Raw genomic sequence first — 26,516 nt, 5'->3', positions numbered from 1 at the left:
AACATAGCATCATGTTGGACGGATTCTTAAAGCTTGATATAATGTTTGGAGAGCTTAAGAAAGGAAGATGAGAATGAGTAAGTGGTTTGTCATCTCATTGTTTTTATATTTTCCAGAAGACAAGACTGAATATATACCGGCTGCGATCACTTCACTCGTTTTCCTGATTGGGGCAATCCTGACGATGAGATACATCATCAAAGTTTCCAAAAGGGAAGCGCAGAAAGCAAAGGAACACGAGCAGTCAATTATGAAACAAATGAATGATACGAAGGAGAACAGCTGATTTACTGGCTGTTCTTTCTTTTTGCTTCATTGGGAACTGGAAAAAAACACGCGGAATTTCCAGTTCGCGGAATTATGATGGAATTTCGCGGAATTCCGTTTGTTTTTCGCGGAATTAAGCAAAAGTTTCGCGGGATTATCCTCCCTTTTCGCGGAATCAAGCACCGATTCGCGGGATTATCCTCCCTTTTCGCGGAATCAGGCACCGATTCGCGGGATTATCCTCCCTTTTCGCGGAATCAGGCACCGATTCGCGGGATTATCCTCCCTTTTCGCGGAATCAAGCACCGATTCGCGGGATTGTCCTCCTTTTCGGGGAATCAAGCACCGATTCAGGGGATTATTCTTTCTTTTCGCGTAATCAAACTTTTATTATGTTCCAAAAAAGGTTTAGATCATTAAAAATCGGGGTAAAAGTCATGTTTTCATTATTTTACAAAAGCGTTATAATACAATTTATATTCTAAATCCAAGAGTAGGGGTATAAATTGAAGAACTTACAGATAGAGAATATAGTCGAAACCATTCTTGTCCAATCTGGCAGCAGTGTCCAGGTTGAACTTGAGGATTTTTTCCCTGGAGACCGGTTTGCGGGCGGGAAATATAATTTTGGAACTCATACGATTACTTTATATATTGAAGAGATCAAGGCGCAATGCCTGCAGCTCTTTTCGTCATTAGATCAATTTGAAGATTATCTTGCAGTCGTCTTTGCACATGAAATTGGCCATGCCGAGGACCGCGAACTTGCGGAGCTAATCCAGCAGATGGAGGAAACCGGCAATGACGTGTTAAAAAAGAAGGTTGCTCTCCAGATTGAGATGAATGCCTGGGATTACGCACGCATTCTGATTCCGGAAAAGCTGCATCCATTCATGGACACGATCATCGGATATTCCTTAGAGCCATATTACGAAGCGCTGGAAGTGAGCGCATAAAAATGGAGCCTGCCCGAATGGGACGGCTCCGTTTTTGCTTTTAATAGTCTAACTGAATGCCAGCTTCAATCTTTCCAGACCTTCATTCAAGGTTTCGCGCGGGCAGGCGAGATTCATCCGTACAAAACCTTCTCCGCCTTCACCGTACTTCGTTCCTGGTTCAAGCCCAAGCTTGCCTTTGTTGAGCAGCGTATCCTTTATTTCCTCGTCACTCAATCCAAGCTCGCGGCAATCAATCCACAAAAGATAAGTGGCATCTGCTTTCATCGGCTTGAGTGCAGGCAGGTGTTCTGCCATAAAGTCTGTAGCTATTTTCATATTCTCATCCAGATAAGCTAATAACTGGTCAAGCCACTCCTCGCCGCCGCGATAGGCTGCCTCCATTCCGGCAATCGCGAAGGCATTCAAGGTGAAGAAGCCTTGCTGATCATGGATTTCCTTGAATTTCGCCTTCAACTCTTTGTTGGGAATCAATGCGGCGGATGCCTGCAGGCCAGCAAGGTTGAATGTTTTGCTTGGCGCAACGAAAGTCGTCGTGATTTCCCTGAACTCGTCTTTGATTGATGCGATTGGGATATGGACATTAGGTTTAAACACTAAGTCGGAGTGAATCTCATCAGAAACGATTAGGCAGTCATGCTTCACGCACAGGTCGCCGATTTTTTCCAACTCTTCTCTCGTCCATACCCTGCCACCCGGGTTATGCGGGTTACAAAGGATGAACATCTTCACTCCTTCTTTCAGCTTTGCTTCAAAGTCAGCAAAGTCGAGTTCGAATCTCCCGTTATCGTATAGGAGATTAGATGTTACCAGAGTTCGGTCATTATTATTGACCATGTTGAAAAATGGTGGGTACACAGGAGAATGAACAAGCACCTTATCGCCTTTTTCCGTAAATGCCCGAATTGCGGTGCTGATCGAAGGGACGACACCTTCACTAAAAACAATAGATGATTTCTTGAACTCGCAGTCATGGCGCTTTTTCATCCAGTCCTGGATGGCTTCTGTCACTGACATCGGGACAAAGGTATATCCAAAAACCCCGTGTTCGATCCGGTCCTTCAGCGCATCGGTAACTGCCTGGGGAGGATGGAAGTCCATATCCGCGACCCACATTGGCAGGACATCGTCTTTGCCAAAAACCTTATCGATTGCATCCCACTTCACTGAATGCGAATTGTTCCGGTCAACTACTTTGTCAAAATCTATTCTTTCCATATGTACGCACCGCCCTTTTCCTGAAAAATTTAACTCTCACTAACAATATGATAAGATATTTTTAAAAAATAATCAGGTGATTGAATTTGGAATCTAAAGAACTCAGTTATAAATTGATCGATGTCTTAAATAAATGGGACCCTTTCAAAGTTGGAGAAGGAGAATTCGACCCGGAAATCGCTGATATTCTCCAGGCTGTCCACGATTACGATGAAGCAGATAAAATCGCCCGCAGGATTCAGTCTGTTTTTGAATTTTCGTTTGAACAAGTTTTGCCATATCAAGAGTGTCATTCGATAGCGAACATCTTGCTGTCCATCAAGAACGAAGATGTCTGTTCCTTATAAAATTGTACACAACGCACTAGCAGAAACGGCAGCCATCAAAGGCTGCCGTTTGCTGTTGCTTCTGCTGTTTCCTCTGCTGCCATGAACCGGTTGATCAGCTGATGGACATCTTCAGGGCGTTCCTCGGGGACAAGGTGGCCAGTTTCCTTTAAAATGACCAGCTCGGAATTCTTCAAATCCTTATTCAACTTTCTCCCGATACGGACCGGGACAACTTTATCATGTTCACCCCAGATCAGCAGGCATGGCGCTTGTATTTTTCGCAGTTCCTCAGCTGAAAGATCGCCCTCTCGGTGGCGGATCATCATCGTCAAGGCTTTGAAAATATCATCTTCTAAAAATGGGGAGAGATAGCCATACAGCATTTCATCATTGATCATTGAATGGTCATAGACGACGTTCTGCAAGTTCTGCTTTACTCCTGAGCGTGCCAGGTGGAACTTTACATAGAGGTGGAAATACGGGATGTAGCTTGAAAGTACGAGCGGCAGCTTTGCCTTTTTCAAATACCCTGAACTGCAAAGCAGAATTCCCTTTTTCGCATATTCCGGATGATGCAACAGAATGTTCATGGCAATTTGCCCGCCCATCGAATGGCCAACGACATTAAATTCGCGGATGCCAAGGGATTTCATCAATTCAACAACCGTTGCGGCAAGGTTTTGATAGGAATATTTAAAGCTGGAAATCTTGCCGCTTTTCCCAAAAGGGGGAAGGTCCACGGAAATGACGTTATAATCCTCTTTTAGCAGGGGGACCAAATGCCTGAAGCTGAAAGTTGAGGAAAGAAATCCATGAAGCAAAACCAGTGTTTCCTTCGACTCTGGGTTCTGGTGGTGCTCATAGTAAAGATCGATTCCTCTTACGGTTTTATTCCTGGCGAATTCCATCGGCCTTCACTCCTGACATTATTAGCAAATTAGGCAAGGTATGCCATTTATTTTCCCCGCAAATTCCAACTTCACACAAAAAATACAAAAAAATATGGACACCAATACTGGTGCCCATTAAAAAAGGGGGGAATACTAGAAAGCCTTATGGGACTAGGATAGCCAGATTGGCAGAATAGTATACATTCATTTTTGGAAATTTGTAACGGAAAAATAAAACAGGCAGAAAGTCTGCCTGCTACGGTGTATGATGATTATTCAGGTTACAAGCTGGTTGTTTTTTGGTCGGGTTCTGGCGGTGCAGCGTAATAGATGTCTCCCATCAGCTCGGATGCAGGGACGTCAAGGGCAGTGGAAATCTTTAGAATCGTCTGCGATTTAGGTGTTTGCTCTCCGCTTTCGTATCTTTGGATTGTCCGAGTACCTACCCTGATCTTTAAAGCGAGCTCCTCCTGGGAAATTCCGACTCGTTCACGGCACATCTTGATATTCTGTCCAATTGCAGTCAACGCTCATCACCTCCAAAAATAAAATATCTCTTACTATAAGTTTATCATTAAATTTTTGAAAATATCGGCAATAATTTGAACGTTTTCTTAACTTTAGATTATACCAATCGATTGTAAAAAAACAATGCCAATACCTATTGGTACGATGTAGCGGATGGAAAAGTACCAAATGTTGAATAACAACGGATTACTTCCAGTGCCTTCCTCCATTTCACGTCTGACCATTTTTCGCGGAAGCACATAGCCGGCGAAAATGGCGATGAAAAAGGCACCAAGCGGCAGGGCGATATTGCTTGTCAGGAAGTCAGCGAGATCAAAGAAAGTTTTTCCGAAGAATTTCACCTCTGACAAAACACCAAAGGATAAGGCATTCGGAATTCCCGCGGCAAAAACAAGCAAACCTGCAATCCAGGAAAACTTTTTCCGCTTATTTTTGTCTCCTTTAGATAGAACTGCAACGATGATCTCAAGAATCGAAAACGCGGAAGTCAATGTAGCGAAAAGCAGTAAAACCAAGAAAATCGTCAGGAATACCCCGCCAAATGCCAGTTCATTAAAAACAGCCGGCAATACAACGAAAACAAGTCCAGGTCCTGCTTCCGGCTCAAAACCAAGCGCGAATACGGCCGGGAAAATGACAAGGCCGGCGAGCAGCGAAATAAGAATATTCAACCCTACTACTGAAAACGCTGATTTTGCCAGGCTCTCCCCCTTGGACAAATAAGAAGCATAAGTCACCATTACTGACAGTCCGACACTTAGTGCAAAAAAGGACTGCCCCAGCGCCATCAAAATGGTTTGACCTGTAACTGCTGACCAGTCAGGCTTCAGAAAAAATTCGACCCCGGCCATCGCTCCATCCAGTGTCAAAGACCTGATGACCAGGATGATAAATAGGATGAACAGAGCAGGCATCATGTATTTGCTCGCCTTTTCAATGCCCTGCTGGATGCCGCCCTGTACGACCCAAATGGTCAGAATCAGGAATAAAAGCTGAACTGCAACGGCCTCAACAGGATTGGATATGATGCTTTCAAACGTTGCACCGTACTCCGCCTGGGTCAATCCTGAAAGAGATCCGGTGAAACTCCGCGCAAGGTAGGAAAGGATCCAGCCGCCAACAGCACTGTAGAAAGACAGAATCAGGAAAGAAGCAATCACGCCGCCATATCCAAGCAAAGGCCATGCGCTTTTCGGAGCAAGGTGCTTATAAGACATTACAGCGTCCTTTTGGGTGTTGCGGCCAATGATGAATTCAGCCAGCAATATAGGTGCGCCTATAAAAATGGTCATCAGTAAGAAGAAGATAAGAAAAATGCCGCCTCCATTTGTACCTGCCATATAGGGGAATTTCCAAATTGCCCCGAGCCCAATGGCAGATCCAGCAGCTGCGAGGATAAATCCGAGCTTTGAAGTCCATTGTTCTTGCTTGTTCATAAGAAAACTCCTTTTAAAAAGTCTGAATATTTATATTTTCTGACAAAATAAAAAAATACCTTTTCATGTTACTATTTTTTCAGGAAAAAGCATAGTATTTTCAGGCTTTAAACAATTATTAAGTGATTTGTAATTTTTTTGAAACAAAAAACAAAAAGCGCCGTTTTATAGATAAAGTGATATTCGCTTAAAAAGACGGAATCGCCAGCGGCCGCAGCAGTCGTCTCAGTTAAAGAAGAAAAAAGATAAGGTATCAGTTTGGGGGATCCAAAATGAATGATGATGAATTAGTGTTCCGAGCCCGGAACGGTAATATGCAGGCTTTTGCGGAGTTGATCGATATCCATACTCCAACCGTCAAGCGCTTTGCTTTCCAGCTTGGGAACAAATTTGACGATATAGATGATATTACCCAGGAAGTGTTCGTCAGGGTATATCGCTTCCTCGACCAATTTTCACATGCCAAATTCACAACCTGGCTCTATAAAATCACTTTGAATGTCACGAGGGATTTTGCTCGCAATAAGCAAAGGCAGATTAAAAAGGTGTTGAAGATTGGCAAGGAACGCACATACAACGGGAAGACAGCAGAAGATAGAATCCTTCAGTTTGAAGAAGACAGGACACTGCATGAGTGTATCCAAAAACTTGATGAGAAGTATCGGGTACCGATCGTGCTCTTTTACTTTCACGATAAAAGCTATGAAGAAATCTCTGAAATTTCAGGAGCATCGCTGGCAAATGTAAAGACACGGATGTCAAGAGGGAAGGAACATTTGAAGAAATTGCTCACTCTAGCCGAAAAGAAGGAGGGTGAAAACCATGGATGATCAGTTAATGGAAAAGCGTCTGGAAAGCCTTAAAAAAGCATACGACGACATGCCGGAAGAAGAGAATCGTTCAGCGATCCTTGCGGCGATAAAAAGGGATCAAAAGAAGAAAAGCGCGAATAAATGGATTCACTTGCCTTATGCCGCGAGCTTTATTGGAGTAGGGATGATCGCAGGGATTTTGATGATGCAGTATATCGGCGATCATGCACCTTCCGGCGAGAAAACAGAACAGCAGCAGGCATCAGGAGAAAATGCAGCAGTCGAACTGAATAAAGCTGACGTGAAGGCGGAGTTTGAAGAACTGCGAAAATATTATTCAGAGAGGCAGAAGGAGACGAAAGAAAAATTAGGGCTTGGTGCAGGGTATGAAAATTGGCTGTTTCATAGCATGGATGAACTGAAGGCAACTGAAGCGGAAATTCTTCAAAATCTTGAAAACACAGATCGAACTGAATTCAAAGAAGTTGTCAGGGAACTAAGGGAAACAATCGATGAGGGATTTACTCTGCCTGCAGAACTCATCGCTGACATTTCAAAAGGCGATGCCAACAAAGAAGTTGGGCGAAGAGAAGAGTTGTTATCTTTACAGCTCGAATCCTATTTGGGAGCTTATATCCAATCCATGGTGTTATATGAATGGGATTTAGATCAGGCCATGAAAAAGGAAATGGCTTCAGAAGTAGTTGAAAAGCTAAATGGGGGCGGGAAAGGCTTGCCATCTGAAAGATTGAAAAAGCTGGCGGCAGGAGCTGTTGATAATGGTTATGCTTTCAGGGAAGAGGAAGGGAAGATTCTTCCTTGCATTGATTTCCTGAGAGTCGCTGAGCGCTTGAAGCCACACGGAAACGAGGATTTTATTAAATACTTGGTTTTAAGAAGCAATACCATCCAGGATCGAAATGGGATTGTTACGTCCTACGAGAAGCTAGGGGAGCTATTAGTCAAGCTGGAGAAGGAAAGCGAAGACGTGAAGGATAGCACGATCCACCAAACGATAGTCAACGATGCCGAATCTTTATATTCATTGTTTGTACGGGGCTCATCTTCAAACCCTTTATTTGATGAGAATAATCTTTTAAAGAATGAAGTTAAAAAGGGGTATCAATACGTAATCAACCAGTATCCAGATACTGATACAGCGAAGGCATTGAAAACTCACTATGATAAATTGGAGAAATCCGGTTTTAAAAAACCACCTGAGTTAAGGGTTGAACTTTTCCCTGAATACCTGCAGATTCCAGCTCAGCGAGGGTACCAGGAAGAGAGGTTTATCCAGAGTATTCACTTGTTGTCGGATGACCTTCTGGCAGCCTACAAGGGATTTAAGGTCCAAAAGGATTATAACATCCTAAAGGATTATGGTCCCTTCGAAATCATGCAGCTGTACTTCTATGCTGACAGCCTAAAGGATTACGAAACGAAGTATGCTTTGTATAGCCAGAATGACGGGAAGCCAACAATGGAACAATATATAAAAGAACATGAGATGGCCAATATGGATCTGGGCGGTGTCCTTTTGAAAGGATATGAATATGCCACACTTTACCATCCGGATGATGATCCGGAAAAAGTGATTGGAATCCAGCTTCATTTCAATGATCGCTCGGATGCTCCAGTCTTTCAGATGGTCCAGGAGGACGGCTTCTGGAAAGTCCAGTATTTGCCATTACAATAAGCTCTGATGGAAACACTCTTTGAGAATTATCTTATTCCTTTTGATAAATGCTACAGAATATGATATAATTTTTAATTGCGTATTAATGGGATAAAATAAAACAATATTTAGGAGTGTTTCCATGTCAGAAAATATTCAAGTAGGCAGCGTTTTAACAGGAAAAGTTACAGGAATCCAGCCATATGGCGCTTTTGTAGCGTTAGATGAAAATACACAAGGTCTTGTGCACATTTCAGAAATCACACACGGTTATGTTAAGGATGTTAACGAGCACCTTACAGTTGGCGATGAAGTGAAAGTGAAAGTTTTGTCAATTGATGAAGCTGCTGGAAAAATTGGTTTATCAATCCGTGCTACTGAAGAAGCACCAGAACAACCACAACGCGCAAAGAAGCCACGCGGCGCCAAGCGTCCAGCTGCTGTAGTTCAGCACCAGGATGACTCTGCTCAAGGCTTCAACACTTTGAAGGATAAGCTTCAAGAGTGGATCAACCAGTCAGATATGGCTAAGAAATAAGTTTTAATGCAAAAACCGGACACTTTCGTCCGGTTTTTTTATTGCCTGGAAATGCAGAACTTGAGCCAACTTCGGACAGGTTTCCGGGAAAGTCATAAAAAGCTGTCAGAACTTAAGCCAACTTCGGACAGGTTTCCGGGAAAGTCATAAAAAGCTGTCAGAACTTAAGCCAACTTCGGACAGGTTTCCGGGAAAGTCATAAAAAGCTGTCAGAACTTAAGCCAACTTCGGACAGGTTTCAGAGGAAGTCATGAAAAGCTGTCATAACATGAGCCAACTTCGGACAGGTTTGAGGGAAAGTCATGAAAAGCTGTCATAACATGAGCCAACTTCGGACAAGTTTGAGGGAAAATCATGAAAAGTTGTCAGAACATGAGCCAACTTTTGACAGGTTTCAGAGGAAGCCATGAAAAGCTGTCCGAACAAGAGCCAACTTCGGACAGGTTTCCGGGAAAGTCATAAAAAGCTGTCAGAACTTAAGCCAACTTCGGACAGGTTTCCGGGAAAGTCATAAAAAGCTGTCAGAACTTAAGCCAACTTCGGACAGGTTTCCGGGAAAGTCATAAAAAGCTGTCAGAACTTAAGCCAACTTCGGACAGGTTTCCGGGAAAGTCATGAAAAGCTGTCCGAACAAGAGCCAACTTCGGACAGGTTTCCGGGAAAGCCATGAAAAGCTGTCATAACATGAGCCAACTTCGGACAAGTTCCGAAGAAAACCGTGAAAAGCTGTCAGAACATATAGCTGTTGAAGACAAGTTCCGCGGAAAACTGCCCTCAATCTTTTTTAGGGGGTTAAAATGAAAGAGCTTACAGGTTACAATATGATTGTCTAACCAATTTTTTCATTGGAACGGAGGAAGGTTTATGGCAACAAAAACTAGTTCTTTGATCGAGCAGACTCAAAAGTATGGTGCGAATAACTATCATCCGCTGGCAATTGTTATTTCGAAGGCAGAGGGAGTTTGGGTAGAGGATCCTGAAGGCAACAGATATATGGACATGCTGAGTGCGTATTCAGCTGTCAACCAGGGGCACCGCCATCCGAAGATCATCCAGGCGCTTAAAGACCAGGCTGACCGTGTGACTCTTACTTCAAGAGCATTCCACAATGACCAGCTTGGACCATGGTATGAAAAGATTTGCAAGATGACGAATAAAGAAATGGCTTTGCCGATGAACACTGGAGCGGAAGCGGTTGAAACGGCTATTAAAGCTGCTCGCCGCTGGGCATATGATGTCAAAGGTGTTGCGGACAACCAGGCTGAAATCATCGCTTGTATCGGCAACTTCCATGGCCGCACAATGACGGCAGTCTCTTTATCATCTGAAGAAGAATACAAACGCGGCTTTGGTCCGATGCTGCCAGGAATCAAACTGATCCCTTACGGTGACCTTGATGCGCTGAAGGAAGCGATCACTCCTAACACTGCAGCCTTCCTGATTGAACCGATTCAGGGTGAGGCGGGAATCGTTATTCCACCAGAAGGATTCATGAAAGCTGCCTACGATGTATGTAAAGAAAACAATGTCCTGTTCATCGCTGATGAAATCCAGGCTGGTCTCGCAAGGTCTGGAAAAATGTTCGCATGCGAATGGGAGGATATCGAGCCCGACATGTACATCCTTGGAAAAGCACTTGGCGGCGGAGTATTCCCGATTTCCTGTGTTGTAGCTGACAATGATGTATTGGGTGTATTCAATCCAGGTTCACACGGTTCAACTTTCGGTGGTAATCCGATGGCATGTGCAGTTTCGAACGCATCCCTGGATGTATTAATCGACGAGAAGCTTGCAGACCGCTCCCTTGAACTTGGAGAATACTTCATTAGCAAGCTCCGTGAAATTGATAACTCCATCATCAAGGATATCCGCGGCCGCGGTTTGTTCATTGGTGTTGAGTTAACGGAACCTGCACGTAAGTATTGTGAAGATTTGAAAGAAGAAGGTCTGCTTTGTAAGGAGACTCATGATACCGTCATCCGCTTCGCACCGCCTCTTGTCATTAGCCAGGAAGAGCTGGACTGGGCAATTGAACGAATCAAGAAAGTATTATCATAAAAATGAGAAAACCCGCCTCGATATGGCGGGTTTTTTCATGTAAAGATCGGCGGAGCTGACCAATGCGCTTGCGCTTTTCGAATTATCGAGTAGCTCGTGGCTCTGCCGCTCTTTCCTCTCTCTCGCTTGGTGCGAAAAGAAGACCGATGTTTATTAAACCAGCAAGACCAACCAGGCCATAAATGATTCGAGCCAATGCTGAATCCTGTCCGCCGAAAATTGCTGCAACAAGATCGAATTGGAAGAATCCTACTAATCCCCAGTTGATGGCCCCGATAATGGTAAGAACAAGTGCTGCACGTTGAATACCGCTCATGGGTGTTTCCTCCTTAAAATAAATTTGTTCTTTTATAGAGTGATTCAGCAGATGATGAATTATTCATCCTGAACATATTAAATCTTTATCCGTAAGTAAAAAGATGAAACATTTTGGAGCACATTGGAGAACATTAAGAAGTGTATTTTTTGCATTGCTTTTTAAAAAGGAACATAATTAGCCTTGAGGAAGGTGATAAAAGTGGATAACTTTACATTTTATAATCCAACTAAGCTTATTTTTGGAAAAGGTCAGCTTGAGGAACTGAAGAATGAGGTCCCTCAGTATGGCAAGAAGGTTCTGCTCGTGTACGGTGGCGGCAGCATTAAGCGAAATGGACTTTATGATTCTGTCATGAACACTCTCAATGAAATTGGCGCGGAGGTATTCGAACTTTCGGGTGTTGAACCAAACCCTCGGCTGTCAACTGTTCATAAAGGTGTAAAAATATGCAAAGAAGAAGGTATTGAATTCCTGCTTGCAGTGGGCGGCGGCAGTGTAATTGACTGCACGAAAGCTATTGCAGCCGGAGCCAAATACGATGGCGATGCATGGGATCTTGTTACTAAGAAGGCTTTTGCATCAGAAGCACTTCCATTCGGGACTGTATTGACATTGGCCGCTACAGGTTCTGAGATGAATGCCGGTTCTGTCATCACCAATTGGGAAACGAACGAAAAATATGGCTGGGGCAGCCCAGTGACGTTCCCTAAATTCTCAATTTTGGATCCTGTAAATACATTTACAGTTCCTAAGGACCAAACCATATACGGCATTGTTGACATGATGTCGCATGTATTCGAGCACTATTTCCATCTGACGGAAAACACTGAATTCCAGGATCGCATGGCGGAATCCTTGCTTTTGACAGTGATGGAAACAGCTCCAAAACTGCTTGAGGACCTGGAGAACTACGAGTATCGTGCAACGATTCTTTACTCGGGAACGATGGCATTGAATGGGATCCTTAACATGGGATACCGCGGCGATTGGGCGACTCATAATATCGAGCACGCCGTATCAGCAGTGTATGATATCCCACACGGAGGCGGGCTAGCCATCCTGTTCCCGAACTGGATGAAGCATAACCTTAAGGTGAAACCAGAACGCTTCAAGAAAATGGCTGTCAGAGTTTTCGGAGTAAATCCAGAAGGCAAGACAGACGAAGAAGCAGGTTTGGAAGGAATCGAAAAGCTGCGTGAATTCTGGAACAGCATTGGTGCACCATCAAGACTTGCTGATTATGACATTGATGACAGCAAGCTGGAAGTAATGACAGATAAGGCGATGGTCAATGGCGAGTTTGGCAACTTTGCAAAATTAAATCGAGACGACGTACTGGAAATCTATCGTAAGTCGTTATAAAGAGCTTAAGGACTCAGGGTATTCCCTGGGTCCTTTGTCTTTACATGGGCAAAACCTCTCATGAATTTCCTTTGAAAATAGAGCCCTAAGCACTGATTTCATCATCCTTTTCGGGTAAATAAAGAATATGAAGAAAAATTTACCAATATTTTTTTCTAGGACTAAATGTTTAAGTAGCTGGGTAACTGTGGTAAGTCTCTAAATGTAAGACAATGGAGCAGTAGGAATTATTTACATAAGAAATCATATTAACACCAATCATGATCAGGGCAAACCTGTTGAAAGACAGGGACGCAAAGCGAGGGGTCTAAGGCTGCAGTTTTCCAGCTAAGATTGACCTAGCTGCCATGAAATTAGAGATATTCTGGCTGTTGTTTTGTCTATTAAAAAGAATGAATACGTGGAAAAGGAGGCGAGAACTTTCTTTAAATAACTGAATATTCAGTTTATTATTTGTGCACAATTTTATTCGAAAAGGGGTAGAAATTTTGAAAATTAAAAAGCGCATATCCATTTTAGTTGCATTCATGTTATTGTTTATGATTACTTTTCCGGTTACAGGTGCGTTTGCTGCGGAAAATAGCGAGCAAAAAACAAACTCCCAGCAAGAAAGTACTGTTAAACAAAAAAGTAGCAAAGTAGCTGCAAAGACTACGGATCAAAAAGAAAAGTCTAATGGTGTTGTAAAAGCGGCATCCACGGAAAATGAAGCAAACACTGAGGAAGATTCAGAAACTGAAACAACAGCTGACCAAATGGATAGCAACTCTGAACAAGATACAACAAATCAACCTGAAGCATCTGAAAATAGTGACAATCAGGAAGACAATGCTGAAGAGGGAAATAATGCTTCAGGTGAAAATAATACTCAAGAAGAAACTAATGATTCAGAAGAAAATGATGTACCAGAAGGAGATAATGCTTCAGAAGGAGAGAATGTATCAGAAGAAGATAAAGATGCAGAAGGAAGCGAAAATGAGTCGACACCAGCTGATGATGGTACCGTACCAGGAGATGAAAATAAAAGTACGCAGATTCACCTGCACATCGACAAATGTGTCAATCCTGTTGAAACAGCCTTTGTTCAGGTTAATGGCCAGTGGGAGGAAATGACGAATCCGGGTTCATCCCCTTTATATAAATCTTTTGATGATGGTGAATTCATAAAAGATGATGTTACGGCTTTTAAACTGGTTTTTTCAACAGGTGAAGAGCTTGTCATCCCAGTCAGTGAAGTAAGAGTAGGAGTGGAAGCAGAAGGCTCGGTTAATTATTGGCTGGATAATTGTGAACTTCCTATTGAAGAACCATCTGAACCGGGTGATTCAGAGGATACTGATGAAACTATGAACATACTATCAATGATTAGAATCTTGATAGACGAGACTCCACGTCCAATTGAAAAAGTAACATTGCTAATGATGAGCGGCAAGAGAATTGATTTTGAAAGAATCAATGAACTATTTAGCCTCACTCTGACGGAAGAAATACAACTTGAATTGATTCGCGGCCTTGAGATTACCAGCAACGGTGAAACCAAATTAATTCTGCTTTCGCAAATCGAGTCCCTGGAAATTGTCGAAAGTGTGCTGACACTACAATTAAACTGGGATATGGAAGGTGAAATGGTAGAGGAAAAAGCAGAAGAGGCGGAATCAGACGAGGATACTAATACGACAGCACCAGGAAATAATTCAGGATCTGGAAATACATCTGATGGCACAACAAATAAACAGGTATGGAACGGCGAGGTCCTTCCTCAAACCGGTGAAAGTAGCAGGACAATGTTCTATGTACTTGGCTTCTTGATTGCAGCAGGAGGAGTCATGCTAAGATTCAGGAATCCATTGAGGAACTAAACTCGAGTTGGAGGGGAAGCGATTCCCCTCTTTTATTTTTATACGAGGTGAAATTATGAGAAAAGTATTGTCGTTATTAATGATTCTTGCTGGTCTATCGATCTTCTTTTATCCAGCTGCAAAAGATTATTACACTTCCTACAATCAGGAGAAAATGATTGAAACATGGGAGGACAGCGGTCAGGGGAATAAGGTGGCTGCCGAGAGTCTGAGGGAACTTGAGGAAATATTCGGTATCGAAACACATGCAGAGAGCAGTGTGGATGAAGTTCCGTCAGCTGTAAAACAAGAGGCTGAAAAGCTACCGGGCGAAAATAAAAAGGAGACAAAACAGAAACTGTCCGCCGGCATGGTCGGTGTAATTGAAATAGACAAGATTGGCGTGAAGCTGCCTATATTAAATGGTGCGTCGGATGCAAATTTGGATAAAGGAGCTGGTCTGCTGGAAGGAACACCGGCTCCAGGAATGCCTGGGAACAGTGCCATTGCCGCCCACCGGAACCGAGCTTATGGAAGTATGTTTAACAGGCTTGATGAAATAAGCAAAGGTGATACCGTTACTGTAAGGGATAAAGGCAACACCTACCAATATGAAGTATACGAAACTTTAGTGGTGGAGCCACATGAAACTTTCGTATTAAATGGCAGCCAGGATGAAAAGGTACTAACCCTTATTACATGCACGCCTATTGATACGGCAACACACAGGCTGATTGTCAAAGCGAAAATCAAACCATAATAGATTCTGTGTTTTTGCCATCGATGAGAGGGTAAGGGATAAGAGAAATGATTAAATCTAGGAGGAGAAAATGGAATTTAACAATGTTCTGCTTGCATTCGTCTTTATTGCAGTCTTGCTGGCTGCGGGAATGCTCCTACGGATGACGATTCCTTTTTTCCAAAAGTATTTTATCCCTACCTCCCTTATTGCAGGACTAATTGGATTGTTAATGAGTAAGGAAGCATTGGGAAAACTGGGGTCGATCATTCCGGGAGCAGACTTTCTGGAAAATGGCGTATATCCTGAAAAAGTGTACGACGTGATGCTTTTGATTCCTGAAGTCGCGATTACCATCATTTTTGCGTCACTTTTTTTAGGCAAAAAAATACCTGGGATAAAAAAAATCTGGAAAATTGCCGGTCCTCAAGTGGCTTATGGCCAAACTGTATCATGGGGCCAGTATGTGGTCGGAATCCTCTTGGCGATTTTCATTTTGAAGCCAGTTTTCAACCTGCCTCCTATGGCAGGAGCATTGATTGAAATCGGATTTGAAGGCGGTCCAGGTACGGCTGCCGGGATGAGAGGAACCTTTGATGCACTCGATTTTTCCGAAGGGGCCAGCATCGCGCTTGGCCTGGCAACAGTCGGAATCCTGACTGGTGTGATTACTGGTATTATCATTGTCAATTGGGGCATCAGGAAAGGGATGGCGAAGGAAGCGAAGAAATCCTCCGAACTCTCTGACCGCGAACAAAAAGGTCTCTACCCAAAGGATGAAGAAAAATCGGCTGGGAAATTATCAACAAGGTCGGAATCCATTGAATCACTGACAGTCAACTTCCTCTTCATTTTTGTGGCAATCGGCGCAGGAATGCTTTTGTTAAAGGGTCTGTTGTTTCTTGAAAATACAACATGGGGTCCGGCTTACGATATCGAAATCATCAAGCATGTTCCGTTATTTCCTATGGCTTTGCTCGGAGGAGTGGCAATCCAGCTACTATATGACCGTTTCATCCCCTTCAAGCTTATTGATAAAAAAGTTATCGCAAGGATTGAGGGTTTTGCCCTGGATGTCCTTATTGTCGCATCGGTAACGACTCTTTCAATTTCCGCGATCAGTGAAAATATCCTGCCTTTCTTGATACTTGCCGGGGCTGGCATCGCGCTGAACCTTGCCGCATTTTTCTTGCTGGCAAAAAGAGTTATGCCTGATTATTGGTTTGAGAGAGCGGTGCTTGAATATGGACAATCCATGGGAATGACCACTACCGGTTTACTTTTGCTGCAAATAGTGGATCCGGAAAAAGAGACGCCAGCATTAGATGGTTTTGGCTATAAACAGATCATGTTTGAACCAATTATTGGAGGCGGCCTGTTCACCGCTGCGTCCATGCCGCTCATTGCACAGTTCGGCCCGGTACCGGTTTTGATTGGAACAGGAATCCTGTTTGCGGTCTGGCTTTCAATCGGACTCTTTTATTTTGGAAAAAAGGACAATAAGGGTGCCCAATCGTGATGTGAAAAACTTTTTTTAAAGTTTACTTAAAATTTCACAATTGGGCACGCTTACATCTGAGAGTGTTTCTTGATTATTGGGATTCATTTCGATAAAGTGATAGAGAATATAAAATAATGGAGGATCAGACATGACACATGTTCGTTTTGATTACTCAAAGGCGCTAAGCTTTTTTGGTGAACACGAAGTTACATACTTAAGGGATTTTGTAAAAGTAGCCCATCATTCATTACATGAAAAGACTGGTGCAGGCAGCGACTTTTTAGGCTGGATCGATTTGCCTGTAGACTATGATAAAGAAGAATTCGCACGCATCCAGAAATCAGCGGAAAAGATTAAGAGTGATTCTGATGTCCTGCTTGTTGTGGGGATTGGCGGCTCTTATCTGGGAGCTCGTGCTGCACTTGAATTTTTACAGCACAGCTTCTATAATGCTCTTCCAAAAGAAAAGCGCAAGACACCGCAAATTATCTTTATCGGCAACAACATTAGCTCATCTTATATGACAGATGTTATGGATCTTTTAGAAGGAAAAGATTTCTCAATCAATGTCATCTCAAAATCTGGAACAACTACGGAGCCTGCAATCGCATTCCGTATCTTCCGCAAGCTTCTAGAAGAGAAGTATGGAGTGGAAGAAGCCCGCAAACGTATTTACGCAACAACGGATAAAGCACGTGGTGCATTGAAAACTCTTGCTGACGAAGAAGGCTATGAATCATTCGTGATTCCTGATGATGTTGGCGGACGCTACTCTGTATTGACGGCTGTAGGTTTGCTGCCAATCGCTGTCAGCGGTTCAGATATCGAAGCTATGATGAAAGGCGCGGCACAGGCTAGAGAGGATTTCGGCAAGTCCGAGCTTGAAGAAAACCCTGCGTATCAGTACGCTGCTGTCCGCAACGCACTTTACAACAAAGGCAAGACAATTGAAATGCTGATCAACTATGAACCATCACTTCAGTACTTCTCTGAATGGTGGAAGCAGCTATTCGGCGAAAGTGAAGGAAAAGACCAGAAGGGAATCTATCCTTCTTCAGCAAACTTCTCGACTGACCTTCACTCACTTGGTCAATATGTGCAGGAAGGCCGCCGTGACTTGTTCGAAACAATCATCAAGGTCGAGAGCCCTCGCCATGAGATGACAATTGAAGAAGCTGCAAGCGATCTTGACGGCTTGAACTATCTAGCTGGCAAGACGGTTGATTTCGTCAACAACAAAGCGTTCGAAGGAACAATGCTTGCCCATACTGATGGCGGCGTACCGAATCTTGTTTTGACAATCCCTCAGCTTGATGAGTATACCTTCGGCTATCTTGTATACTTCTTTGAAAAAGCCTGCGCAATGAGCGGCTACCTGCTCGGCGTAAATCCATTCGATCAGCCAGGCGTTGAAGCGTACAAAGTGAACATGTTCGCATTGCTTGGAAAACCAGGCTTCGAAGAAAAGAAAGCAGAATTGGAAAAACGACTTAAATAATAGTGAAAAGGAGCACCCGATACAAGCGGGTGCTCCTTTTGTGTGAATTGATTTTTTGAAAACTGGAAAAAACCGCGTGAAATTTCCAGTTCGCCAATAAAATTTGATAATCGCCAATAAAGTTGTGAAAACCGCGAATAAAATTTGATTATCGCCAATAAAGTTGTGAAAACCGCGAATAAAAATAAAATATCGCCAATAAACGTAATGACGTTAGAAAAAATGTCCGTCATCCAGCTCGTGACAGACAGAAATAGCCCAAAACGCTGGGGAAGTGTCCGTCATCCAGCCTATGATGGACAGAATTAGCTCAAAACGCTGGGAAAGTGTCTGTCATCACCAACCTCAAATCAGATTCCGTCCTAAGTCTAGCTTTCGCCACTCATTAAATTATCCCTTTTGGTTAAAACTAAGCGAAAATGAATGGAAAGGCGGAACGACCATTGATTGAGATACAATCTGAGCTTGAGGGCAAACATTTTGATCTTTTTAAACTGGAGCAGCTGCTGAAACCTTTAGGATATTCCATCGGGGGAAACTGGGATTATGACCATGGTGCTTTTGATTATAAAATTGATGATGAAGTGGGTTATCAATTTTTACGTCTGCCATTTAAGGCAATTGACGGCCAGCTTGATTCCAAAGGCTGCACTGTAAAATTAGAGCGCCCATTCCTTCTCTCGCATAAATATCAGCGAGGAATCGATGACCATGCAGAGATCGGGAATGCCAGTGCTTCATTCAATCAATTTCAGGAACCCGTGGACAAGGATGCGAGCTTTCCGGAAAAATACATCGAAGTCGGAAAGTCGCTTGTCCGCGAAGTAGAATCTGCTTTGCTTCATTGATCATTGGAAATCGCAAGCAACTGATCATCGTACTTAATTTTGATATTATTTTTGGGGTTGACGATTATGTCATCCCCTCTTTTGCGTCCAATCAATATAATATTGCGCTCTTTCAGCAGAAAGCTGCTTGCCTCCTGAAAATTTTTATCAATAAGAGAAGCTTCCGGTTCAATATAAGACAGGCGCTTTCCATTCAATTCCCCCAGCAAATCCAATAAAGGATTCACAACTTCCGCAGAGGCGATGCTGTTTAATAGAACGGCACTGGTCAAAGCATTGGCAGGAATCAGCTCATCAGCTCCCGCTCTTCTCGCATTATTGATTTGTTCGCTCGTTTGAATTTCAGCGATGCAGCGGATATCCGGATTCAGTCCTTTTATGGCAAGCAGTGTGAGAATCGTATTCATATCGGCCTGCAGTTCATCAAGATTCTGATCTGAAGTTATAATCACTTTCCTGGCTGTAGTGATGCCGGCATTTAATAAGGTTTCATCCTTGTTCGAACGGCCTCTGATGAAATGGACATTATCATCTCTAATGGGGTTTGACCCCAGTGTATCGTCTACTAATATGATGGCTTCATCGGCCTCTATGAGTGAATGAATAACTGAGCGAGACCTCTCGTTCCAACCGACGATGATAATATGCCGATTTCCCCGATAGCCTACTTTTCCCTCAGCATATGCATTTTGTTTGGTAACAGTTGCTGCTGAAAGGTGGATAAAATAGGACGATAAAAACCCTGTACCAATCAGCAGGAGAAGTATGGCTGTGATTCGTCCCCATGTAGATACGGGATAGTAATCTCCGAACCCTACTGTTGATGCAGTAATGATAGCCCACCAGACACCATCAAAAATCGTCGGGAAACTTTTCGGTTCAACAAAATGAATGACGACGCCAAATAAGGTAATCATCATAGAGGCAATCATCAGGATCCTTGCTAATATTGGCAGCTTGATAAAACGCATATATAAATGACTGGTCATTATACTCCTCCTCTTATTTCTCTCGTTTAATAGGAATTTATAAAACAATTTAGTTCTGGATCATTACATTTAGTCATCTTAATCCAGCTCCAGCGCCTAGCCCCTCGAGTCTCTTTGGTCCGCCCAATGAAGTCAAAGAACGACTTCACCGGTCGGCCCTCCGTGGCACACGATGTACTAGACCCGCCAGCCACAGGACGTGGCGTTATAGGCGGGCAGCGCTTCTCGGGGCCGAACGAGGCGCGTGCGCTTTATGTTCCTATATGTATGAAAACAATATTTACTTTTCCCCTGTTTCTCTAATCAAAAACAGATTCCGCCAGATTTATGTAATTCTATTTTCGTCGAGCATATTCTTTTTTACACAAAAAATTCAGGAATAGTTCATCAGCCCGTACCAAAAATACTGTACATACATATGTTGGAGGTAAAGGAGGGATAATGAATGTCATTTAGCAATACTAATTTATTTGTATTCTTGGCTGCTATTCTGGCAGGTTGGGTACTTTTCAGATTTGCTCCGGCATCACTTGCTGCACTTGTTGCCTTGCCATTCTTGCAATTAATCGGGCTTGTTGTAATCCTTATCTTCGCAATTGTTATTATCTTTATCGGCTTGCGGGTACTGTTCAGAGGCGGCTGGCGCGGCTGACGTTACTGCGAATAGAACCTGTCTTAATGGCGGGTTCTTTTTTGTTTTCGCATTAATGGTTAAATTTCCTACACATACACTGACCCCATTCTGATTTGGTCCGGGGTTCCTCTCGAAGATGTAGCCGGATCGGATAGGCGACACGATCTGTAAACACCCAGATGTCGGTTAAGTTTACAAAAAGAGCCTTGTTAAAAGAAAGTAGAGATAAACTTGTACATCGTTCAATATATTTTATAAAGAGGGGAAGGAATTCAATGGGAGTTGGAGAAAATGCATGATGTCATGATGAATGCTCTGGACTGGCTGTCGAGCCTAGGCTATCTTGGGATTGCTCTTGGATTGATGCTGGAGGTCATACCGAGTGAAGTTGTCCTTGGGTATGGGGGATATATGATTTCTGAAGGGAGCATCGGTTTTGCGGGGGCAGTGGTTGCCGGAACCATCGGCGGGACTATTGCGCAGCTGTTCCTGTACTGGCTTGGTTATTTTGGCGGCCGCCCGATGCTGGAGAAATACGGGAAGTACCTGCTGATCAACCAGCACCATCTGGAAATATCCGAAAAATGGTTCAACCAATATGGGTCTGGTGTCATTTTCTCTGCAAGGTTCATTCCGGTTGTAAGGCACGCGATTTCGATACCTGCAGGGATTGCTGGTATGTCTGCCATCAAGTTTACCCTTTATACCATCGCCGCAATGATTCCGTGGACGATTTTTTTCCTCTATCTCGGTATCGTCCTCGGTGAGAATTGGTCAGGCATTAAGGATATTGCCAAGCCAGTCATCATTCCTATAAGCATCCTTGCGTTAGGGGGAGGTGCAGTATACATACTGGCAGCACGAAAACAAAAGAACATTTAACGAACTCAGGAATTTTCCTGAGTTTTTTATATGGCAAAAAAACTCATAAAACACAGCAGGTTAGTAAAGGTTAAGAAAAGGAAATAAAACCCGGTTCTGGCAGGGAGAAGATTCAATATGTTAAAGGAAATGCTCAGGCTGTTCAAGAAACAGCAAAACGAGGGGCCTCCCACGAGAGAAAAGGTGTTGGGCGAACGGGCGGACCTTAAGGAACAGCAGTTTAGCAGCAATCTTCAGGATAATCTGTCGGCGATCAGGACGCTGTACAGCATTCCCGACAATAAGGATGTAAAATTGCGGGAGATGTATCTTGAAGGCTTCAATAAAAATGCTGCCCTTGTATTCATCAGCACCATTACAGATGTTAAGAGTATAGAAGAAAACATCCTTAAGCCGTTGGTAGAAAATACATCAGCCAATAAAAAGGTAAAAGATGTTGTTTCCATTCAGATGGTCCATGAGGTCGGTATATTTAAGGATGCCGTCAAGGATATAAATAAAGGAAATGCCCTGCTGCTGCTGGATGGAGATGCAAAAGCATATATCCTGGATTGTCCGGATTTCCAAAGCAGAGCGATTGAGAAGCCGGAAACTGAAGTTTTAATCAAGGGACCGAAAGAGGCATTCAATGAAAAAGTGGTAGCGAACATCTCGCTGCTCAGGAAGAAAATCAAGAATGAGAACTTAATTGTTGAAGCAATCGAAGTTTCACAACGATCACATAATGATGTGTTTATCGTTTATATACGTGGACTTGCTAATGAAAAGCTGGTGGATAACATCAAGGAACGACTGGGGAGTCTTGAAGTCAATGCTATTCAAAACTTATCTTTGCTTGAAGAATATATTGAGGAACGAAACTATTCTCTTTTCCCTAGCGTATTGACCACGGAGCGGCCTGACAGAGCGGCCTCTTTTCTTGAAGATGGCTATATTGCTCTATTAATGGATAATTCGCCTGACAGTCTTATTTTGCCAGCGACCTTTTGGGCTTTTTTTCACAGTCCGGAAGATCATTATCTGAAAATCCATTATGGGAATTTCACGAGAGCATTAAGGATGGTCGCCTTATTCATTACCATTTTTACTTCGGCCATCTATATTGCGATTACAACCTTCCATGCTGAAATGATTCCGCCCGATTTGTTGCTGGCGATTGCTTCTTCACGGGAAAGAGTTCCATTCCCGGCGGTGATTGAAATTTTGATTATGGAGACAGCTTTCGAGCTGATACGCGAAGCAGGACTTCGTGTGCCCAGTCCAATCGGGCCTACGATAGGAATCGTAGGGGCACTGATACTTGGACAGGCTGCTGTTGAGGCGAATATCATCAGTCCGATTGTGATCATTGTGGTTGCCCTTGGCGGACTAAGCTCCTTTGCCGTAAGTGATTTAAGTCTGAACTTTGCTGTCCGGCTCATCCGTTTTGCTTTTATTTTTTGTGCAGCAATGGTTGGCATTTACGGGATGACAGCCTTTTTTGCTGCCGGAATTTTTTACTTGGTGTCACTAAAGTCATTTGGTGTACCATATTTAGCACCTCTGTCTCCAAGTTATAAATCTTCGAAGGACACTATTTTTCGTAGACTGGTGAAAAATGAAAAACTGCGGCCAGGTTTTTTGAAAACTGCCGATTCACAAAAAAAGAACGGTGGGGCATAGGCGATGAAACAAAACAAGGGGAAAATCGGGATTAAAGAATATGTTGCCATCATTGCCTTGACAGTTGGCACCAAGCTTAGTGACGATACACCTTCGATCATTTTTGAGGATGCTAGGAATGCTGGATGGATTGCGGTATTGCTTATGGGTGCAATGGCCTTCATACCGGTCATCTTGCTGATCAAAGTATTTTCAGCCCATCCTGATAAAAATTTACATGAAGTAATTATCCACTTATTTGGTCGGTTTTTCGGCAATATCCTATCCATCGCACTTCTGGTGGCTGGCGTAGCTTCTGTGACCGTAGACTCTGGAACTTATGTTGATATTATCGGTACGATGTATTTCACCAAAACGCCGCCAAGTGTCATTTATATGGTTCTATTGCTCGTCTGTGCTTATGGGGCGAAAAGAGGGATTGAGCAGATCGGCTCTGTGGCCTGGATATTGATTCCATATTTAAAAATTACTCTGTTTATTGCATTAGTTGTCAGCTTTAACTCAGGACATTTTGGTTTCATTTTTCCAATTTGGGGTGAAGGGAAAATGGAAATCTTAAAATCCTCTGCCCAGCATGTATCAATTTTTTCAGACTTTCTTTTCATAGGCTTAATCGCTCCGCTGGTAGTGTCCTACAAGGATTTTAAAAAAGGGACCATTTTAGGCCTTTTCATGGTGATATTAGAAATAAGCCTGGCGATGATCTCCTTTGTAATGCTTTTTGATTATACAACCGCAGAAATGCTCAATTACCCATTCCATGAAACAATCCGGTATATCGAGATTGGCTTCCTGACAAACGTGGAAACTTTATTCTTCCCGTTTTGGCTTGTGGCTACCTTTATAAGATTTTCATTTTACTTGTATTTGAGTGCGGTGCTTCTAGGTGGAATCCTCAAAATTGGAGAATTTGAGTATTTGATTCCGTTAGTAACGATGATTATTTTACTGGTCGGTTTGGCACCTGACAGTCCATCGATTTTTCTTTATATCATGAGGCAAAAACTGTTGATGCTGCTTAGCCCGGCGTTTTTATGCCTGCCGCCGCTTATGTGGCTGATTGCCAGGATTCGGGGAGATTTTAAAAATGAGACAGTACAGGAATCTAGTTAAAGTCTTGATATTGATTTGCATTGTCCTCTTCATGGCCGGCTGCTGGGATAAGACAGAGCTCGACCAGAAGGCTTATGTCATTGGCATGGGGCTGGACACGCATAAAAAGGAAGGGAAAATTAAGGTGACCTATTTAATCGCCAATCCAGAGGCAGGCTCCCAGCAATCGGGCGGTGGCACGAATGAGCCCCCGCAGGAAGTCATTACATTCGTTGCAGATGATTTTATTAGCTCCCGAAATACCGCGAACACCGTCATTTCCAAAGAAATTTCCTATGACCTGCTTAGTGTCATCATCGTATCCGAGGAGCTCGCGAGAAAGCCTGATTTTATAAGGGTGATGTACTCAGCCGCGAAAGACAGAGAAATTAAGAGGAGTACAGAGCTGGTCATAACGAAAGAATCAGCAGAAAAGTTTATTACGAACAACAATCCTACACTTGAGACAAGGCCTCATAAGTTTTTTGAGGTCAAGATTGACCGGGGCAAGGAAACCGGAATGATTCCAGACACTGACTTGAATGATTTTTTTCAGGTGACGGAAAGTGATTCGGATTTATTCCTGGGAATCTATGCAACAACTGAAAATGAAGAGAGTGATTACGAAGTAACATCAGATGATGATTTCATTGCCGGTGAATATCACTTTGGCGGAAAAGAGAATGATGCCCAGTTCATTGGGTCAGCTGTTTTTAAAGAAGGAATGATGATCGGGAAAATTACCGGGGAAGAGACAAGGATATCAAGCTTGCTGGACAATACATGGGAGTTGCAAGACTTTAAGACAACATTCAAAGATCCTTTTGATGGACGATATCGAATATCTGCAAGGTTGACCAAAATAAGAAAGAACACCTACCAATTTAAGCAGCAATCAGGTCGGCCGGTTATCGATATTAGAGTTCCCGTGTATATTGAAATCCTTAGTGACCCAGGATTGGTTAATTTCTCTAAAAATGAAGAAAAAGTCGCTGAACTCAAGGAATCGCTGACGAAATCGATGGAAGAGCATTTAACCCAATATATCAGATATACACAGGAGGAGTTTAAAGGGGACACGTTTCATCTATCTATCCCGATAAGAAAGAACTTTGCCACCCTTAAGGAGTTCCGGGACTTCGACTGGATGAAATCCTATCCTAACGCAGAAATAAATGTCAGTGTCGATATCCGGTTCGGTGAGTTTGGTCGGCAGACAAAACTGCCAAGCCTTCAAGAAGTGAGGGACTGAGATGATCTTTTTGATTTGGGGAGCCGTGTTACTGGTATCTGTATATTCCTTCGCCTTCGCAGTGAAAATCTGGAAGGAAAAGAACAAGGTAGGGGCAATGGTGATCAGTTTGCTCTCAATCTCCATTCTCATCCTTCCTTACTTTACTTATTTCAAATAAACATCACCAGGATTGGGAAATTCAATTTTTTGAGCCTGGTTTTTTATTCGGATTTTTAAAAGTTTATAACATTGTGATAATATAAAATTAATTCATATTAAATGGGGTGTAGGAATGAGCCTGGTTGGATATAACTTCGGAGAAATTCTTAAGTCATCACGAGCTTTTAAAGGATTAACTGAGGCACAAATGGCTGAAGGAATCTGTTCGGAAGAGGATATCATTCAGTTTGAAAAAGAAGAGAAATATCCAACGATCGATCAATTATATAAAATGGCCTCAAAGCTCGACGTAGAGCTTAATCATTTTTTCGATATTGCTTCCACAGATACATATAATTACGCAATCGCTGTAACGGAATTAATTAAAAAGTATAAAAGAGAGCGGGATTATGCCGCTATTAATGAAATAGTTCAAAAGGAGCAAGATAATCCTCTTTTCAAACATACATCCTTCAATCAATTCTTGGTATGGCACCAGGGGATTTGCACCTATTACCTTGAAGAAGATAGAGGGAAATCTGTTGGTCTGCTAAATGAGGCATTGTCTATGACCCATCAGGAACCTGCAAAAATGACTGAACGGGAAATTGAGATTTTGACCAGCATGGCAATAATTGAAAAGGATAGCGGAAACCTGGATAAGGCAGTTGAACTTTTTCTGAAAGCCTTGAACCAGCTTTCAGAGCTTCCACAAGTACAAGATTCCAGCAGCTGGCTCAGGATTCTGTATGGACTTGCCCAAGCTTTGTCGAAGCTGGAGAGATATGAAGAATCACTTATCTATTGCAGCAAAGGAATCGACAATTGTATATATGAAGAAAATATGTACTTATTTGGAGAACTTTATTACCAAACAGGCATGAATTATATTAAATTGGGTAAAGAAAACAAAGGCAAAGAATATCTGGAAAAAGCAATCATGATTTTCAAGCTTCAGAAAAACGAGAAGTTTGCCAGCTTAGTAACGAATGAAATGGAAAAATTACTGAAATATTGCTGATTTGTTTTTATGAACGATCGATCTAGGCAGA

Annotated in this window: 26 protein-coding genes and 1 riboswitch; of the genes, 20 read left to right on the top strand and 6 right to left on the bottom strand. The window is 42.8% G+C overall.

The genetic code is table 11. From position 1 onward, the window contains the following. Positions 1–73 precede the first annotated feature (73 nt). Entirely contained in the window at positions 74–286 is a 213-nt protein-coding gene (locus AC0VX7_RS20450; RefSeq protein WP_475425667.1) for a hypothetical protein, read from the top strand. A gap of 487 nt (positions 287–773) precedes the next feature. Beyond that, positions 774–1,223, top strand: a complete 450-nt coding sequence (locus AC0VX7_RS20445) for a hypothetical protein (RefSeq protein ID WP_475425666.1) — start codon at positions 774–776, stop codon at positions 1,221–1,223. 48 nt (positions 1,224–1,271) lie between these two features. Here the strand turns inward: AC0VX7_RS20445 and AC0VX7_RS20440 are convergent, their stop codons facing one another. Next, positions 1,272–2,441, bottom strand: coding sequence for a MalY/PatB family protein (locus tag AC0VX7_RS20440; protein ID WP_475425665.1), 1,170 nt, complete (start codon positions 2,439–2,441; stop codon positions 1,272–1,274). Between the two features lie 86 nt (positions 2,442–2,527). Here AC0VX7_RS20440 and AC0VX7_RS20435 point away from each other — a divergent pair, with 86 nt between their 5' ends. Beyond that, a complete protein-coding gene (locus tag AC0VX7_RS20435) occupies positions 2,528–2,788 on the top strand; it encodes a DUF1871 family protein (protein WP_475425664.1) in 261 nt (86 codons plus the stop codon). 35 nt (positions 2,789–2,823) lie between these two features. Here the strand turns inward: AC0VX7_RS20435 and AC0VX7_RS20430 are convergent, their stop codons facing one another. From AC0VX7_RS20430 to AC0VX7_RS20420, 3 genes are all read right to left on the bottom strand, one after another. Then, a complete protein-coding gene (locus AC0VX7_RS20430) occupies positions 2,824–3,678 on the bottom strand; it encodes an alpha/beta fold hydrolase (protein ID WP_475425663.1) in 855 nt (284 codons plus the stop codon). A 263-nt stretch (positions 3,679–3,941) separates the two neighbouring features. Further along, a complete protein-coding gene (locus AC0VX7_RS20425) occupies positions 3,942–4,187 on the bottom strand; it encodes a helix-turn-helix domain-containing protein (RefSeq protein WP_475425662.1) in 246 nt (81 codons plus the stop codon). Positions 4,188–4,280: 93 nt separating this feature from the next. Then, the gene (locus AC0VX7_RS20420) at positions 4,281–5,624 is read right to left on the bottom strand and encodes a sodium-dependent transporter (RefSeq protein ID WP_475425661.1); all 1,344 of its coding nucleotides are present in this window, start codon (positions 5,622–5,624) and stop codon (positions 4,281–4,283) included. A gap of 272 nt (positions 5,625–5,896) precedes the next feature. Here AC0VX7_RS20420 and AC0VX7_RS20415 point away from each other — a divergent pair, with 272 nt between their 5' ends. The 4 genes from AC0VX7_RS20415 (at position 5,897) to AC0VX7_RS20400 (ending at position 10,707) form a co-directional block, all read left to right on the top strand. Next, the gene (locus AC0VX7_RS20415) at positions 5,897–6,454 is read left to right on the top strand and encodes an RNA polymerase sigma factor (RefSeq protein ID WP_475425660.1); all 558 of its coding nucleotides are present in this window, start codon (positions 5,897–5,899) and stop codon (positions 6,452–6,454) included. Next, positions 6,447–8,132 carry a hypothetical protein gene (locus AC0VX7_RS20410; protein ID WP_475425659.1) on the top strand — a complete coding sequence of 562 codons (1,686 nt, stop codon included), beginning with the start codon at positions 6,447–6,449 and terminating at the stop codon, positions 8,130–8,132. Before AC0VX7_RS20415 ends, AC0VX7_RS20410 begins: the two co-directional genes overlap by 8 nt. Before the next feature lie 121 nt (positions 8,133–8,253). Beyond that, on the top strand, positions 8,254–8,649 hold the full coding sequence (gene yugI / locus AC0VX7_RS20405; RefSeq protein ID WP_041967157.1) for a S1 domain-containing post-transcriptional regulator GSP13: 396 nt from the start codon (positions 8,254–8,256) through the stop codon (positions 8,647–8,649). 864 nt (positions 8,650–9,513) lie between these two features. After that, entirely contained in the window at positions 9,514–10,707 is a 1,194-nt protein-coding gene (locus AC0VX7_RS20400) for an ornithine--oxo-acid transaminase (protein ID WP_475425658.1), read from the top strand. An 82-nt stretch (positions 10,708–10,789) separates the two neighbouring features. Here the strand turns inward: AC0VX7_RS20400 and AC0VX7_RS20395 are convergent, their stop codons facing one another. Beyond that, the gene (locus AC0VX7_RS20395; protein ID WP_023626663.1) at positions 10,790–11,023 is read right to left on the bottom strand and encodes a DUF378 domain-containing protein; all 234 of its coding nucleotides are present in this window, start codon (positions 11,021–11,023) and stop codon (positions 10,790–10,792) included. Positions 11,024–11,224: 201 nt separating this feature from the next. Between AC0VX7_RS20395 and AC0VX7_RS20390 the strand changes: the two genes are divergently transcribed. From AC0VX7_RS20390 to AC0VX7_RS20365, 6 genes are all read left to right on the top strand, one after another. Beyond that, positions 11,225–12,388: an iron-containing alcohol dehydrogenase gene (locus tag AC0VX7_RS20390; RefSeq protein ID WP_215033628.1), complete on the top strand. Its 1,164-nt coding sequence runs from the start codon at positions 11,225–11,227 to the stop codon at positions 12,386–12,388. A 258-nt stretch (positions 12,389–12,646) separates the two neighbouring features. Then, positions 12,647–12,738: riboswitch (cyclic di-GMP riboswitch) on the top strand. A 138-nt stretch (positions 12,739–12,876) separates the two neighbouring features. Next, positions 12,877–14,247, top strand: a complete 1,371-nt coding sequence (locus AC0VX7_RS20385; RefSeq protein WP_475425657.1) for an LPXTG cell wall anchor domain-containing protein — start codon at positions 12,877–12,879, stop codon at positions 14,245–14,247. Between the two features lie 55 nt (positions 14,248–14,302). After that, entirely contained in the window at positions 14,303–14,986 is a 684-nt protein-coding gene (locus AC0VX7_RS20380) for a class D sortase (protein ID WP_475425656.1), read from the top strand. A 70-nt stretch (positions 14,987–15,056) separates the two neighbouring features. After that, entirely contained in the window at positions 15,057–16,484 is a 1,428-nt protein-coding gene (locus AC0VX7_RS20375; RefSeq protein WP_475425655.1) for a sodium/glutamate symporter, read from the top strand. A gap of 130 nt (positions 16,485–16,614) precedes the next feature. Then, on the top strand, positions 16,615–17,964 hold the full coding sequence (locus tag AC0VX7_RS20370; protein WP_475425654.1) for a glucose-6-phosphate isomerase: 1,350 nt from the start codon (positions 16,615–16,617) through the stop codon (positions 17,962–17,964). 443 nt (positions 17,965–18,407) lie between these two features. Beyond that, positions 18,408–18,812 (top strand): YugN-like family protein, encoded by a 405-nt coding sequence (locus AC0VX7_RS20365; protein ID WP_475425653.1) that lies wholly within the window; start codon positions 18,408–18,410, stop codon positions 18,810–18,812. Here AC0VX7_RS20365 and AC0VX7_RS20360 read toward each other — a convergent pair. Beyond that, positions 18,806–19,801, bottom strand: a complete 996-nt coding sequence (locus tag AC0VX7_RS20360) for a potassium channel family protein (RefSeq protein ID WP_475425652.1) — start codon at positions 19,799–19,801, stop codon at positions 18,806–18,808. The genes AC0VX7_RS20365 and AC0VX7_RS20360 overlap by 7 nt on opposite strands. A gap of 445 nt (positions 19,802–20,246) precedes the next feature. Between AC0VX7_RS20360 and AC0VX7_RS20355 the strand changes: the two genes are divergently transcribed. From AC0VX7_RS20355 to AC0VX7_RS20325, 7 genes are all read left to right on the top strand, one after another. Then, entirely contained in the window at positions 20,247–20,453 is a 207-nt protein-coding gene (locus AC0VX7_RS20355) for a hypothetical protein (RefSeq protein ID WP_475425651.1), read from the top strand. Between the two features lie 273 nt (positions 20,454–20,726). Continuing rightward, a complete protein-coding gene (uptA, locus tag AC0VX7_RS20350) occupies positions 20,727–21,317 on the top strand; it encodes an undecaprenyl phosphate transporter UptA (protein WP_475425650.1) in 591 nt (196 codons plus the stop codon). Positions 21,318–21,434: 117 nt separating this feature from the next. Next, positions 21,435–22,979 (top strand): spore germination protein, encoded by a 1,545-nt coding sequence (locus tag AC0VX7_RS20345; protein ID WP_475425649.1) that lies wholly within the window; start codon positions 21,435–21,437, stop codon positions 22,977–22,979. A gap of 3 nt (positions 22,980–22,982) precedes the next feature. Further along, complete coding sequence (locus tag AC0VX7_RS20340) at positions 22,983–24,092, top strand: GerAB/ArcD/ProY family transporter (protein ID WP_475425648.1); 1,110 nt, start codon at positions 22,983–22,985, stop codon at positions 24,090–24,092. Then, positions 24,067–25,323 carry a Ger(x)C family spore germination protein gene (locus tag AC0VX7_RS20335; RefSeq protein WP_475425647.1) on the top strand — a complete coding sequence of 419 codons (1,257 nt, stop codon included), beginning with the start codon at positions 24,067–24,069 and terminating at the stop codon, positions 25,321–25,323. The genes AC0VX7_RS20340 and AC0VX7_RS20335 overlap by 26 nt, the downstream gene beginning before the upstream one ends. A gap of 1 nt (position 25,324) precedes the next feature. Further along, entirely contained in the window at positions 25,325–25,483 is a 159-nt protein-coding gene (locus AC0VX7_RS20330) for a hypothetical protein (protein WP_475425646.1), read from the top strand. Positions 25,484–25,597: 114 nt separating this feature from the next. Beyond that, a complete protein-coding gene (locus AC0VX7_RS20325) occupies positions 25,598–26,485 on the top strand; it encodes a helix-turn-helix domain-containing protein (RefSeq protein ID WP_475425645.1) in 888 nt (295 codons plus the stop codon). Positions 26,486–26,516: the final 31 nt, after the last annotated feature.

It is taken from the genome of Mesobacillus sp. QJM3NY_10, from assembly GCF_056173465.1.
The sequence above is the reverse complement of the archived record's forward strand: the minus strand, read 5'-3'. Positions and strand labels throughout refer to the sequence as shown.